11 protein-coding genes, 2 pseudogenes and 1 riboswitch are annotated in these 13,629 nt (G+C 32.0%); of the genes and pseudogenes, 10 read left to right on the top strand and 3 right to left on the bottom strand.

Features of this window, described 5'->3' with window-relative positions:
• Nucleotides 1-327: 327 nt before the first annotated feature.
• Nucleotides 328-468, bottom strand: a complete 141-nt coding sequence (locus tag BS101_RS22585) for a hypothetical protein (protein WP_156875998.1) — start codon at nt 466-468, stop codon at nt 328-330.
• Between the two features lie 350 nt (nt 469-818).
• Nucleotides 819-905: riboswitch (cyclic di-GMP riboswitch) on the top strand.
• A 110-nt stretch (nt 906-1,015) separates the two neighbouring features.
• On the opposite strand from BS101_RS22585, the gene BS101_RS03765 reads away from it, so the two are divergent.
• The 7 genes and pseudogenes from BS101_RS03765 (at nt 1,016) to BS101_RS03735 (ending at nt 8,784) form a co-directional block, all read left to right on the top strand.
• Nucleotides 1,016-1,378: a response regulator gene (locus tag BS101_RS03765; RefSeq protein ID WP_073537613.1), complete on the top strand. Its 363-nt coding sequence runs from the start codon at nt 1,016-1,018 to the stop codon at nt 1,376-1,378.
• A 34-nt stretch (nt 1,379-1,412) separates the two neighbouring features.
• Entirely contained in the window at nt 1,413-3,479 is a 2,067-nt protein-coding gene (locus BS101_RS03760) for a chemotaxis protein CheA (RefSeq protein ID WP_073537612.1), read from the top strand.
• 14 nt (nt 3,480-3,493) lie between these two features.
• Nucleotides 3,494-3,985: a chemotaxis protein CheW gene (locus BS101_RS03755; protein WP_156875997.1), complete on the top strand. Its 492-nt coding sequence runs from the start codon at nt 3,494-3,496 to the stop codon at nt 3,983-3,985.
• Nucleotides 3,986-4,013: 28 nt separating this feature from the next.
• Nucleotides 4,014-4,376, top strand: a pseudogene (locus BS101_RS24510) (MCP four helix bundle domain-containing protein); the annotation flags it as partial.
• A gap of 27 nt (nt 4,377-4,403) precedes the next feature.
• A pseudogene (locus tag BS101_RS24505) lies at nt 4,404-6,023 on the top strand (methyl-accepting chemotaxis protein); the annotation flags it as partial.
• Nucleotides 6,024-6,046: 23 nt separating this feature from the next.
• A complete protein-coding gene (locus BS101_RS03740) occupies nt 6,047-7,909 on the top strand; it encodes a methyl-accepting chemotaxis protein (RefSeq protein ID WP_073537608.1) in 1,863 nt (620 codons plus the stop codon).
• Nucleotides 7,910-7,968: 59 nt separating this feature from the next.
• On the top strand, nt 7,969-8,784 hold the full coding sequence (locus BS101_RS03735; RefSeq protein ID WP_073537606.1) for a CheR family methyltransferase: 816 nt from the start codon (nt 7,969-7,971) through the stop codon (nt 8,782-8,784).
• A 130-nt stretch (nt 8,785-8,914) separates the two neighbouring features.
• Here the strand turns inward: BS101_RS03735 and BS101_RS03730 are convergent, their stop codons facing one another.
• Entirely contained in the window at nt 8,915-10,093 is a 1,179-nt protein-coding gene (locus BS101_RS03730) for an IS110 family transposase (RefSeq protein WP_073537605.1), read from the bottom strand.
• Between the two features lie 220 nt (nt 10,094-10,313).
• On the opposite strand from BS101_RS03730, the gene BS101_RS03725 reads away from it, so the two are divergent.
• From BS101_RS03725 to BS101_RS03715, 3 genes are all read left to right on the top strand, one after another.
• Nucleotides 10,314-11,396, top strand: coding sequence for a protein-glutamate methylesterase/protein-glutamine glutaminase (locus BS101_RS03725; protein WP_242951395.1), 1,083 nt, complete (start codon nt 10,314-10,316; stop codon nt 11,394-11,396).
• 204 nt (nt 11,397-11,600) lie between these two features.
• A complete protein-coding gene (locus tag BS101_RS03720) occupies nt 11,601-12,026 on the top strand; it encodes a PaaI family thioesterase (RefSeq protein WP_073537604.1) in 426 nt (141 codons plus the stop codon).
• A gap of 126 nt (nt 12,027-12,152) precedes the next feature.
• On the top strand, nt 12,153-12,548 hold the full coding sequence (locus tag BS101_RS03715; protein WP_073537603.1) for a pyridoxamine 5'-phosphate oxidase family protein: 396 nt from the start codon (nt 12,153-12,155) through the stop codon (nt 12,546-12,548).
• Nucleotides 12,549-12,744: 196 nt separating this feature from the next.
• Here BS101_RS03715 and BS101_RS03710 read toward each other — a convergent pair whose 3' ends face one another.
• The gene (locus BS101_RS03710) at nt 12,745-13,581 is read right to left on the bottom strand and encodes a helix-turn-helix domain-containing protein (protein ID WP_073537602.1); all 837 of its coding nucleotides are present in this window, start codon (nt 13,579-13,581) and stop codon (nt 12,745-12,747) included.
• Nucleotides 13,582-13,629 lie beyond the last annotated feature (48 nt).

The raw sequence follows: 13,629 nt of genomic DNA, 5'->3' as shown, positions 1-13,629 counted from the left end.
CAGGTTATACACATTATCCACAATATTTCGTTAACTTCTTGAAATAAAAAAATGAGCATCCATTCATTTGGGATACTTATTTTATATCTAATCTACATATTTCCAGTATAATAAACCTAATCTTACATATCCTATGTTTGTGTAAAACTTTCCTTGCATTAAAAGTTTTTATGTTTTCTATTTACTTTCTGAATATAGCCATTGTCTTTTTCACCACACCGGGGATGGATAATCCCTGGTGTTTAATTTTACTGCAAAATTTTTGCTATATGCTAATCCCAACTTATTTTTTATTGTTACTTTAACTCCTGTTCATATTCATAAGCTTCAACGATTTTCAGCAACTTCCTTTATAGCCTTGCTGTACATTTTTTCGTGTTGTTTATCTGCTATAGAAGCAGCTTTACAAAGTTTCAAAATTGCTAACATAATACAAAAATATGCTGTAGTTGCTATAATTATCCACATAAAAAACCCTCCTAAAATTTACTTGTATAAAATTATCATCCAAACACTCTTTTTAACTAAATTTTTAAATTTTTTATACTAAAATAATACTTGAAAATTATAACTTTTGTATGACATAATAAAGTGAATTTCATGTGATAAAATGTATAATGGGGTAAAAATATAGTAGTGGAGCTTTAATTTGAACCTATTCTAGTAGTATATACTAAAGTTTACATTAATAGCGTAAACTTAACATTAGTTACCTTGGTTTCACAAATATAGTGTTATAAAATATAAATACAATTTGCTTATTAGGTTATTTTCCTAGTTTAATTGTTCAGGTCAATGATTAAAATTTAATAGTTAGTATTTGCAAATAGCAAATCCATTGAAAGGTGGAGACGCAAAGCCATGAGTCTAAAGCAGTTTTTTGCCATGATAGTCAGGTTGCCAAGTATTTTTCCAGTTTAACAATTTATTTATTAAATTAGTTTGTTAATGGTGGGCAGCTGCTATACTGCCTACCATTTTTGATTTAAATTAAGTTAGGAGAGGTGAAGTATTAATGAAAAAGGTACTTATAGTTGATGATGCAGCTTTTATGAGGCTAGCTTTAAAATCAATTCTTGAAAAAAATGGATTTGAAGTAATTGGTGAAGCTGAAAATGGAGCAGTAGGTATAGAAAAATATAAAGAATTAAAACCAGATCTTGTAACTCTGGATATTACCATGCCTAAAATGAATGGTATAGAAACTTTAAAAGAAATAAAGAATATAGATCCAAAATCTAAAGTAGTTATGATTTCAGCAATGGGACAAGAAGCCACTGTACGAAAATCCATAGTATTAGGTGCTAAGTCCTTTATAGTTAAGCCTTTCAAAAATGAACTTGTAATAAAAACATTAACAAAAATTTTAGCTGTTTAATAAAAATCAGTTTACACAAAAAGAGGTGAACCCGTTGTCGGAAATTTTTAGTCAAGAACCAATGCTTGATATGTTCATCTTTGAAACTACCCAACTTATTGAGCAACTTGAACAATCTGCAATAGAAAGTGAAAAATCAAGCTGTTACACTGAAAATGCAATCAATGAAATTTTTAGGATAATGCATACCATAAAAGGTTCTTCCGCAATGATGCTTTTTGAAAACATATCCTCTCTTTCCCATGCCATGGAGGATATGTTCTATTTTATACGTGAGGAAAAGCCAAAAAATATTGATTACTTAAAGCTTACAAACATGGTTTTAAAAGGCGTTGATTTTATTAAAACAGAAGTAGATAAAATTACAAGTAAGAAAAAGCCTGATGGGGATGCTTCTGAGCTTATGTCCCAGATAAAAAATTTTTTATCTGAATTAAAACAAAATAACCTAATATCAAAGGTTATGTCAGATGAGTTACAATGTGATGTAATAGATATTCCTGAAAAATATGATATAAATAAGGATATGCTTAATTCCTCTAAAAAAAATGCCTATAAAGCAGTAATTTATTTCGAAGAAGACTGTGAAATGGAAGACATACATGCATTTACTGTTGTTAACACTATAAAAGATATAGCCGATGAAGTTCATTATGTACCTGATGATGTTGATGATGGCAACAATAGTGTTGAAATCATTAGAAAAGAAGGTTTTAAAATATACTTTAAATCAGATAATACCTTTGATAAAATACATTCCATTTTGATGGGCACCGTATTTCTAAAAGATTTGCAGTTAACCCAACTAGAAGATCATGAAGAGCTTAATGAATTTAAGAAAATAAAACAAATAATTTTAGACCACTCTTTTCCTGAAAAAAACAAACAAGCTACAGTTAGTAAAAATAAAGAAAATACTCAGCAATTTTCTTCCCACCAAAATATTATTAGTGTTAATGTTTCAAAATTAGATAAACTTATGGATCTTATTGGTGAGCTAGTTATTTCAGAGGCAATGGTAATTGAAAATCCTGATCTAACAGGGTTAAATTTGAACAGTTTCCATAAGGCCTCTAGACAACTTCAGAAAATTACAAATGAACTTCAAGATATCGTTATGTCCATAAGGATGGTTCCACTGTCCACCACATTCCAAAAAATGAATAGGGTAGTTCGTGATATGTGTAAAAAACTAAATAAAGAAGTTGAATTGAAAATAATAGGTCAAGAAACTGAGGTTGATAAAAACATTATAGACCACATATCCGATCCACTAATACATATTATTAGAAACTCTATTGATCATGGAATAGAAGTTGCCAAAGAGAGAGCATCAGTGGGAAAGCCTAATGTTGGAACAGTAACTTTAGAGGCGAAAAATGCAGGTGGAGATGTATTAATAATTGTTAAAGATGATGGTAGAGGACTAAATAAAGAAAAAATACTTAAAAAAGCAAAAGAAAATGGACTTATCAACAGACCGGAAGATGAACTTACAGATAAGGAAATATATTCATATATATTCTTGCCAGGCTTCTCAACAAAGGAGAGAATAACAGAATTTTCAGGAAGAGGAGTGGGTATGGATGTTGTAACTAAAAATATAGGCGCCATTGGTGGAATTATTTCAGTAGACAGTACGTACGGTGAAGAAACCATAATAACCCTAAAAATACCACTTACTCTTGCCATAATAAATGGTATGACCATGAAGGTTGGTCAATCTAGATATACAGTGCCAATTACGAATATTAAAGAATCCTTTAAAGCTAAATCAAGTGATATCATTAAAGATACTGATGGTAATGAAATGATTTTAATTAGAAAGCAATGTTACCCTATTTTAAGGCTGCATGAAATATATAGGGTAGAAACAGAAATAATCAATATTTCTGATGGAATAATATTGATGGTTGAAAATGAAAGTAAAAGTATTTGCATATTTGCTGATGAACTTTTAGGTGAAAACCAAGTAGTTGTAAAAGCCTTGCCTAACTATTTTAGAAACTTTAAAAAAATAAGGGGGCTAGCCGGTTGTACTTTGCTAGGTGATGGAGGTATCAGTCTGATACTAGATATATCAGATTTAATCAATTATTAGAAAAAAGAAAGGATATGAAAATAATGGAGGAAACTTTAGAGTTCCAGGAAGACACACAGAAAGGTAAGTTCCTGACATTCTCATTAGGAGAAGAAGACTACGGTATGGAAATTAGATATGTGACAGAAGTTATTGGCCTACAGCCTATAACTCAAATCCCAGAGCTTCCAGAGCACGTAAGAGGAATTATCAATTTAAGAGGCAAAATAATTCCAGTAATGGACGTAAAACTACGTTTTAAGAAAGAATTAAAAAAATACCACCATAGGACTTGTGTAATAGTAGTTGATATTAAAGACATATCAATTGGTCTTATTGTGGATAGCATTTCAGAAGTTGTGGCAATTCCAGAACAGGATATCGTCCCACCACCTATAGTAAATAAAGATCTGCAAAATAGATATATAAAAGGAATAGGCAAAATAGGAAATGGCGTAAAACTTATTTTGGATTGTGAAAAGTTGATTGAGGAAGATGAACTTAAAAATTTAAATGAGGCATTATAAGTAAATCAAGTAAAGGAGATATATAATTATGAAGTGGTTTTATAACTTAAGAATTTCTACAAAAATATTATCAGGATTTATTCTTGCAGCTTTCACTGCAGGAGTGGTAGGACTAATTGGAGTTATAAATATAAGCAGCCTTCAACTCCAGTTAAGTCAGGCGCAAAAAAGTATGGACAACTATACGGCTGCAGCTAATACGTCCACAACTATAATCATTATTACAGTAATTATTAATATGGTCGCAACCACAGCCCTTGGAATTTTTATAGCTAAACTTATAAGTAATCCAATTAAAAGAATGGTTAAAATGGCAGACAGAATTGTTGAAGGTGATGTTAATATTAATGACGAGACCCCTACACAAGACGAAATCGGTGATTTAATAAAGTATTTTAACACAATTACAGTTATTATAAAGGATTTAATTTTTGAAGTAAATATGATCACTAAAGCTGGAGTTGAAGGAAATATTCATATTCGTGGAGACGTACAAAAATTTAAGGGAGGTTATAAAGAAATTGTTCAGGGAATAAATAATACTCTTGATATTGTCGTTACTCCATTAGATGAGGCTAAAGAGGTATTAGGTAAGATGTCAGTAAATGATCTTACTTTAACAATGACAGGACAGTATAATGGAATGTTCAAGGAATTATCTGATTCTATAAATATGGTAAATACAAGGTTATTAAGTATACAAGATGCTATGGTTCGTGTTGGTAAAGGTGATACAAGCAGACTGGAGGAGCTTAAGAAGATCGGAAAAAGATCAGAAAAAGATCAAATATTGCCTTCAATGGTTAATATGTTGGAGGAAATTAAGGGACTTATAAATGAAGTTGGTCATGTAACCAATGCTTCAATGAATGGTGATTTAAGTGTTAGAGGTGATTCAAACAAATTTTTAGGTGGATACAGAGAAATTATTCAAGGCTTTAATAAGACCATTGACGCAGTTGTTAAACCTATAAGTGAATCCTCAACCGTACTGAGGAAGATGGCTGAAAGTAACCTTACAGTGAGTATGGATGGCGACTATAAAGGAGAATATGCCAGGATGAAAGAGGATGTTAACTCTACACTTAAGGTATTCAATTAAGTATTGAATGATATTAATAATTCAGCACAGCAGGTAGCTTCCGGGGCAAGTCAGGTCTCACATTCAAGTCAGGGACTATCACAGGGATCCACAGAGCAGGCTAGCTCTATTGAAGAACTTACTGCTTCTATACAAGAAATTGCTGCACAGACAAAACAAAATGCTGAAAATGCAGATGAAGCTAATAAGCTTGCATTGACAGCTAAAAGTGATGCAGTCCATGGTGATCACCAAATGCGTGAAATGCTAAAAGCCATGGATGAAATTAATGAGGCTTCCAGTAATATATCAAAGATTATTAAAGTCATTGATGAAATCGCATTTCAGACCAATATACTTTCATTAAATGCTGCCGTTGAAGCTGCAAGAGCAGGACAATACGGTAAGGGTTTTACTGTAGTTGCAGAAGAAGTAAGAAATCTTGCTGCAAGAAGTGCTAATGCAGCCAAAGAGACAACGGTACTTATAGAAGGATCTATTAAGAAAGTAGAACATGGTACAAAAATTGCTGATGAAACAGCAGAAGCCTTAAATAGTATTGTTGAAGCTATTTCGAAAGCCACTACACTTGTTGGTGAAATTGCAATCGCTTCTAGTGAACAGGCTTCGGGAATTTCACAGGTTAATCAAGGTATTATACAAGTATCGCAGGTTGTTCAAGCTAACTCCACAACCTCTGAAGAATGTGCAGCAGCAAGTGAAGAGTTATCTAATCAAGCAGAAATACTCAAGAACATGGTTAGTAGGTTTGAACTTAAAAAAGGTGGTTCTCTTATAAGTAATTTTGATGAGTTAAATCCAGAGGTACTTAAAATGTTAGAAGGTTTAGCTGAAAAAAATAGATTTAGTACTAGTAGTTCAAATGCAGCTAGTGATGAAGCCGCTGCATCCAAGCTTAAAATAACATTAAGTGACAAAGAGTTTGGTAAATACTAGATATTTAAAGGAGAAATTAAAGAATGAAATGGTTTTATAATTTAAAGGTTGCTGTAAAACTTTTGATAGGTTTTGTACTTGTTGCTGTAGTTGCTGCAATTATAGGAATTGTGGGCTACAATGGTATGAATTCTATGAATACCTCAGGGAATGAAATTATAGATAACAGGTTTCCTAGTATTGAAAATTTAATGATAATGGGTCAAGCACAAACAGACGTTGATAGTGCAGAAAATGCATTACTGACAAAAGAATTAGTTGGAAAAGAAAGACAATCTCAGTACGATGAAATTATAGCTGCGTTTAAACGAGCTGATGATGCCAGAAATGTATTTGAAACATTGCCACAAACACCAGAAGAAAAACTTGTTTGGGATAAATTCGTCTTATCCTGGGATAAATGGGAAAGTGATGATGCTGCTTATATTAGTTTGGTTAAAGAGTTTGATGTTAACAAATCAGATGATATCTATCAGAAAATGGTTCAGCAAGCTTTTATAACTAATGGAGCATCATTTTCTGCTGCAAAAGATTTATTAAACCAACTTGTAGATATAAATAAAAAATCAGCAGATGATACTTTTAAAAATTTTGATAATATCCATATTTCATCTGCGAAAACAATTATTATATCTGTTATAATTGGATTTTTACTGGCAATTGGTCTTGGAATTTTCATATCCCACATTATAAGTAGACCAGTAAATAAGATGGTTGAGGCTGCAAACAAGCTTGCTGTTGGTGACATCAATATAAATGTTGAAGTAAATACTAAAGATGAAATAGGTAGTCTTGCAGAATCATTTAGAAGAATTATAGCCAATATTCAAGGACATGCTTTAGCTGCTGAAAGGATAGCTGCAGGTGATTTAACCTTTAATGTTGATATTAAATCAGAAAATGACCTGCTTGGTAAAAAATTATCTGAAATGGTTGAAAAAAATAATGAGGTACTAACAAATATAAATAATGCTGCAGAACATGTGGCCTCAAGTTCAAAACAGGTATCTGATTCAAGTATGGCTCTTTCACAAGGTGCAACAGAGCAGGCAAGTTCAATTGAAGAACTAACCGCTTCCCTTGAGGAGATATCTTCACAAACAAAACTAAATGCTGAAAATGCTAATCAAGTCAATGAACTGACTAAAGATGCTAAATCAAATGCAGTGCAGGGCAATGAACAGATGAAGGAAATGCTAAAGGCCATGGAAGAAATAAATGATGCTTCTGGTAACATTTCAAGGATCATTAAAGTAATTGATGAGATTGCATTTCAGACTAATATCCTTGCACTTAACGCCGCTGTGGAGGCTGCAAGAGTGGGTCAACATGGTAAAGGGTTTGCAGTTGTGGCCGAGGAAGTAAGAAACCTTGCTGCACGTTCAGCAAATGCTGCCAAGGAGACAACTGATATGATTGAGAATTCCATAAAGAAGGTTGAAGATGGTACAAAAATTGCAAAAGATACAGCTAATGCTCTTAATGAAATAGTAAATGATGTTGAAAAAGTAGCCAATCTTGTAGATGATATTGCTGTTGCCTCAAATGAGCAGGCTACGGGTATAGGACAGATTAACCAGGGAATTATACAAATATCACAGGTGGTACAAACTGATTCAACTACTTCTGAAGAAAGTGCTGCAGCAAGTGAAGAACTCTCCAGCCAAGCCGCACTCCTTAAAAAAATGGTAAGTAGGTTTAGCCTAAAACAAAGTGTTAAATCTTACGATAACTTAGATAAATTAAATCCAGAAGTATTAAGAATGCTTGAGAAAATGGCTGAAAAGAAGAATAGTAACTCAACTCCAACCAATGACACATATGAAGAAGCTGCAATTACAAAATCCATAATTGCATTAAGCGATAAAGAATTTGGCAAATATTAGTGTACTTAAAAAAGATGAGCTAAAAAGCTATCTTAATTATCAAAAGGTAGGTAAGATCCATGGTTGCAATTACGAAAAAAGAATTCAAAAAACTCGCAGACTACATAAAAACTAATTATGGTATTCATTTAAAAGAAGAAAAACAGGCTCTTGTAGAGGGTAGGTTTCATAATGTACTTATACAGAACAATTTTAATAGTTTCTCTGAGTATTATGATTATATTATATCAGATAAAACCGGTAATTCGATAGTTACCTTGATTAATAAGATTACTACTAACCATACCTTCTTTATGAGGGAAGCTGAACATTTTTATTACTTCAGAGATAAAATTCTACCACATCTAAATAAAATAGAAAAGCATAAAGATTTAAGAATATGGAGTGCAGGCTGTTCCACAGGCGAGGAGCCTTACACTCTTGCTATGATTATAGATGAATTCTTCGGCAAAGAGAAAATGTGTTGGGATACTAAAGTTTTAGCCACTGATATTTCCAGTAAAGTACTTGATACTGCGATAAAAGGAATATACTGTAATGAAGATATAGCTTTACTTCCGTCCACTTGGAGACTTAGTTACTTTAAGAAATATGATGATGAAAACAGTGTACTGGTGGATAAGATAAAGAATGAAATCATATATAGAAAATTTAATCTTATGGATAAAGTATTTCCATTTAAACGAAAGTTTCATGTCATATTCTGCAGAAATGTAATGATTTATTTTGATACTAAAACAAAAGCAGAATTGGTTCACAAGTTTTATGGCATCACCGAGCCTGGTGGATATTTATTTATTGGTCATTCGGAATCCTTAAATAGAGAAGAAACAAGATACAAATATATTATGCCTGCTGTATACATGAAAGAATAATCGAGACTAACTATATGAAGTCAAGTAAAAATTAAAAGATTTTTATAGTTATTTAATTTAAAAAAGAAAGCATGACAAAAAGAGCAATGGAAAATTGCTTTTTGAAAAATATTAATTTTTATGGATAAGTTTATATTTGTGGAGCAAAAGTTGCATTGGTCTTTAGAAGATGAAATATTATACGTATCAATTTTTTAGCAACATGGCTCATGGCAACATAATAGTGCTTGCCTTCAGAGCGTTTCTTCGACAAATATGCAGAGAAAGTGGCATCTCTCATTGAAACAGTTCTCCCAGCCATAAGTATGGCCCATCTAAGGTAGGCAGAACCCCGTTTGACCATGGGTGTATGGGATGCAGTGTACTTTCCAGATTGATAGGTGGAGGGATCTAATCCGGCAAAGGCCAGGAGTTTACAGGGAGTGGTGAATCTTTTAATATCGCCGATTTCTGCCAATATTATAGCTGCCAGGGTATATGAAATTCCTGGAATACTAATAAGTGGGGAATTGATCTCAACAACGATTTCTTTTATGAGAAGCTCTAAGGAATCAATCTCGTGTTGTACTGACTGTATTAACCTAATGGTTTGCTTGAGTTCAAAACTTAGAGACCTTGAGTTAGTGCCAATAGAATTTGCAGCAGACTCCTTTAGAGAAATAGCTTTATCTTTTCCATACTTGCCCCTGGAAGCTGTATTTAGTATGTTTGTTAGCTTGGTCAGGTGGCAGCCAGCTATATCTTTTGGGCTTGGAAGTATGGATAAAAGGGCATAGGAAGAAGATTGATGAATTGACCAAAAAAGATCGGGCAGCTCGGGAAATATAATATCTACCAATCTATTGACAGATGTTTTCAACTTAGACCTATATCCAATTAAGCGATATCTATGCCTGGTTAATGACTTTAGCTCTTGAATCTGGTATGATACAGGAGAATAGGATTTTGTATCATCAGAAAAGAGCATTTTAGCAATAACCAATGCATCCGTTTTATCAGTCTTAGTTTTTCTAAGAGACTGGGCTTTACGGAAGAGATTTGTAGCTAAAGGGTTGAGAATGGAGAGCTTGAAGCCTTTAGCATACAAAAAGTTTTGGAGATCGGTGCTGTAATGACCTGTTGATTCAAGTCCTATTTTTACGTTGGAAATATCCTTGTCAGGCAGAATGGAAAGTATTGAAGAATAAAGTAATTCAAAGCCTTGACGGGAATTGGATATACGTAAAGAATCATTATAAACAACACCATCTGAATCTATAATACAGCAATCATGTTTGTTTTTTGCTATATCTATACCAATATAAATCATAAGAACAACTCCTTTATAGTATTATACGCCATGTTCCACAAATCTCATGCAAATGTATCCTTGCTATATATAAAACGTCATGCGTTATCTAACTAATTAACAGATAAGCATAAGACAGTGGTTAGATCCTCAATTAAAATAGTCCAGCTATAGGTGATAAAACTAATCCACAGCGTCTTATGATAATTATAGTAAAAATCTCTAAGAAAGGAAAAGTATAATGAATTTTTACTATATGTTCATTATACAAGGTGATATTGTGCAGACGGGGAAAAAAATAAAAGTATTAGTAGTTGATGATAGTATCGTATTCAGAGAAGTATTATCAAGGGGGATTTCCTCTGATCCATACATAGAAGTAGTAGCAAAAGCTGTTGATCCCTTTGACGCAAGGGATAAAATACTGGAGTTTCATCCTAACGTTATGATATGTGATGTGGAAATGCCTAAAATGAACGGTATAGAATTTATACGGAGGCTTATACCACAATACCCTCTGCCTACGGTTGTTGTCAGTACAATAAGTGAATCGGTGTTCGAAGCTATGAGGGCCGGAGCAGTTGACTTTGTTACAAAGCCTGATGTTCAGTCTGTTAAAAGTGTAGAGACATTTATAAAGGAGCTTATACTTAAAATCAAAATAGCTTCAATAGCTAAAGTACCCAATAGAGAATTAAATAATATATCAAAAGGGATCATAAATCATAAAAGTAGTAAAGTAATTAATAAAATAAAAATAATTGCAATTGGAGCTTCCACAGGAGGAACAGAGGCTATATACAATGTATTGAAATATCTTCCGAGAAATACTCCTGGCATTGTTATAGTTCAGCATATTCCCCCTATATTTTCACGTATGTTTTCAGAGAGGTTAAATAATAATTCAACTTCCCTAAAAGTAAAGGAAGCTCAGACTGGAGACATAGTGGAAATGGGAAGTGTACTAATAGCACCTGGAAATAAACATATGAAGCTAAAAAAAATAGATGGCAAATATAAAGTTGAATGCTTTTCTGGAGAACGGGTAAATGGTCACTGTCCCTCGGTAGATTTACTATTTGAATCTGTAGCAAAAGAAATTGGTAGGAATGCTGTAGGAATGATACTAACAGGCATGGGATATGACGGAGCTAAAGGTCTTCTATCCATGAGGAAAGCCGGTGCAAGGACCATTGGTCAGAATGAAAAATCAAGTATAGTCTATGGGATGCCGAAAGTAGCATATGATATTGGAGCAGTAGAAAAACAGGTATCTCTTGAAAATATACCTAATTTAATATATTCATTAATAAAGGAAGGATAAGCTTATCCAATTAATTTCAGCAACGGTCAAAAGTTGATGGAATTTTTTATGTTATTAATCTTAATGCACTCAAGATTTTTAAATCCAAAATCAGTATCTGCTCCTTATTCTAATACTAGAGACCCCTATTATAAATATGATACAATTTTTATATGCACAGGTTGGCGTTGTATAATATTTGTACAAGAATAGGAGGATAAAAAAATGGATTATAAAAAGCTCATAGAGAAAAGAAATAAACCAGGTGATTTTGCAACAGATATTGGAGTAAAGATTCTTGAAATCAGGGAGGGTTACGCTTGTGGGGAACTCCTTATCAAGAAAGTACATATAAATCCCATTAATGCTGTACATGGAGGTGTCATTTTTACCTTTGCAGATATGGTAGGAGCTTCATCTACTGCATTTTGTGAAAATAGAGTTGCAACTTTAAACGGGACCATTAATTTTCTAAATGCTGCTATTGGTGTGGAAAAGCTTATTGCAGAAGCTAGCGTGATAAAGCACGGGAAAAACACTATGGTAGTTAATGTAAATATTACTGATGAAAAAGAAACTTTTATAGCATCTACAACATTTACCTATTATATTTTAAAAAAGATGAAGATTACCTTTGAGGATGAGAATTAAAGATAGCGGCATGGTATGAATTGATTTAGTATCAATTTAATACTTACATTACATAAAAATCGTACTTGTTATTTTAAGCATAAGGGTTAAAATGATTATATCACATAAATGAAGGGAGTAATTAAAATGAATGAAGTTTATCAATATTTAAAAAATATCGGTACTTATTACCTAGCAACATCTGAAGACGACCAGCCGAGGGTTCGACCTTTTGGGACAATAGCTATTTTTGAGGGAAATCTTTACATTCAGACTGGAAATGTTAAAAAGGTATTTGCGCAAATGAAAAAGAATCCTAAAGTTGAAATGTGTGCTATGGGCAAAGATGAAACTTGGATACGTATTGCAGCCACTGCTGTTCAGGATGATAGAGTAGAAGCTAGACAACATATGCTTGATGAATATCCAAATCTTAAAAATATGTATGCTGCTGATGATGGAAATTGTGAAGTACTTTATCTAAAAGATGCAACTGCTACCATTTATTCCTTTACAGAAGAACCTAAAACTATTAAGTTCTAAAATTACTTTCAAAACATTGAGCTGTTATGTATGTAAAAGGCAAAAATATAAACACATTCTATGTGTTGTTAGCATTAAACGAATAAAATCGTGTAATAGCCCTATATAAAAACTAAGGTTGTTAACAGACAAATATTTTCTGTTAGCAACCTTTTTACAGTTTCAAACAAGAGTATAAAATTAATCTCTTCAAATTTTATTTAGATTTAAATATTTGAAGTAATTTATTCAAAAATCCTGAATTAGCATTATCCATTTCTACCTGGTATTGGGTATAATAAGCATTTTCTATAACTTTTTTGAAACTTTTAACTTCCTTTATTAAACGTTCACTATTAGTTAAACATGATTGAAAAAATGCATTAAAATCATTTTGTAAGTTAAGTTTTAATTCATTATTTTTATTATCAATTTCTTTGGATACAAATTTTGTTATATTGTCAATAAATTGGTTATGTAAATCTAGGTTAATTTCATTAATTTTATCAAATTCAGAATTTAGATATTCTCTAATTTCCTCAAATAAATCCTGTTTGAATTTATTAAGGCTTTTATTTTGAGCCTCAATAATTGTTGAGGTAATATTTTTAACATATAATAAATTGGCATCTTGTATATCTTTATTTAACTGAATTTTAAAATTGTCAAATTGAATTCGCTGCTCTTCTTTAATTGAATTAATAAGTTCTTCAACAGATAATAAATTACTTCCTAGATGCTGAACTTCATTATCATTTAAAGGTAATTTACTATAATACTCTTGAATTTCTTTAAGGGTCATACCTCTATTTTTTAATTTTATTAAAAATTCTAAATTATCAATATCATCATTAGTATAACGCAATTCTTTATCTATTATTTCAATTTTTAAAAGATCATCAAATATATTTGTATAGTATTTTATATTGCTAATATTTTCATTCAACAAATCAGCAACCTGACTCATAGAATAATATAATATTTCGCCCCTTTTTCTATTTTGAATTTTATGTTCAACTTTTTGTGTATCTATATATTTATCTTTATTATCCATGATAATTACTCCCCCTCCTTCTTTTTTCGAACAAATAGAAGGTAAGCT

The sequence above is a fragment of the Clostridium kluyveri genome (assembly GCF_001902295.1).
In the GTDB taxonomy this organism is placed as follows: Bacteria; Bacillota; Clostridia; order Clostridiales; family Clostridiaceae; genus Clostridium_B; species Clostridium_B kluyveri_B.
This window is presented reverse-complemented; position numbering and strand designations above follow the sequence as displayed.

Coding starts and splice junctions, on each gene's coding strand:
- BS101_RS03730 (WP_073537605.1), bottom strand. CDS start 10,093: ATGATTTATATTGGTATAGATATAGCAAAAAACAAACATGATTGCTGT.
- BS101_RS03720 (WP_073537604.1), top strand. CDS start 11,601: ATGGATTATAAAAAGCTCATAGAGAAAAGAAATAAACCAGGTGATTTT.
- BS101_RS03755 (WP_156875997.1), top strand. CDS start 3,494: ATGAAAATAATGGAGGAAACTTTAGAGTTCCAGGAAGACACACAGAAA.
- BS101_RS03735 (WP_073537606.1), top strand. CDS start 7,969: ATGGTTGCAATTACGAAAAAAGAATTCAAAAAACTCGCAGACTACATA.
- BS101_RS03715 (WP_073537603.1), top strand. CDS start 12,153: ATGAATGAAGTTTATCAATATTTAAAAAATATCGGTACTTATTACCTA.
- BS101_RS03725 (WP_242951395.1), top strand. CDS start 10,314: ATGAATTTTTACTATATGTTCATTATACAAGGTGATATTGTGCAGACG.
- BS101_RS22585 (WP_156875998.1), bottom strand. CDS start 468: ATGTGGATAATTATAGCAACTACAGCATATTTTTGTATTATGTTAGCA.
- BS101_RS03740 (WP_073537608.1), top strand. CDS start 6,047: ATGAAATGGTTTTATAATTTAAAGGTTGCTGTAAAACTTTTGATAGGT.
- BS101_RS03710 (WP_073537602.1), bottom strand. CDS start 13,581: ATGGATAATAAAGATAAATATATAGATACACAAAAAGTTGAACATAAA.
- BS101_RS03765 (WP_073537613.1), top strand. CDS start 1,016: ATGAAAAAGGTACTTATAGTTGATGATGCAGCTTTTATGAGGCTAGCT.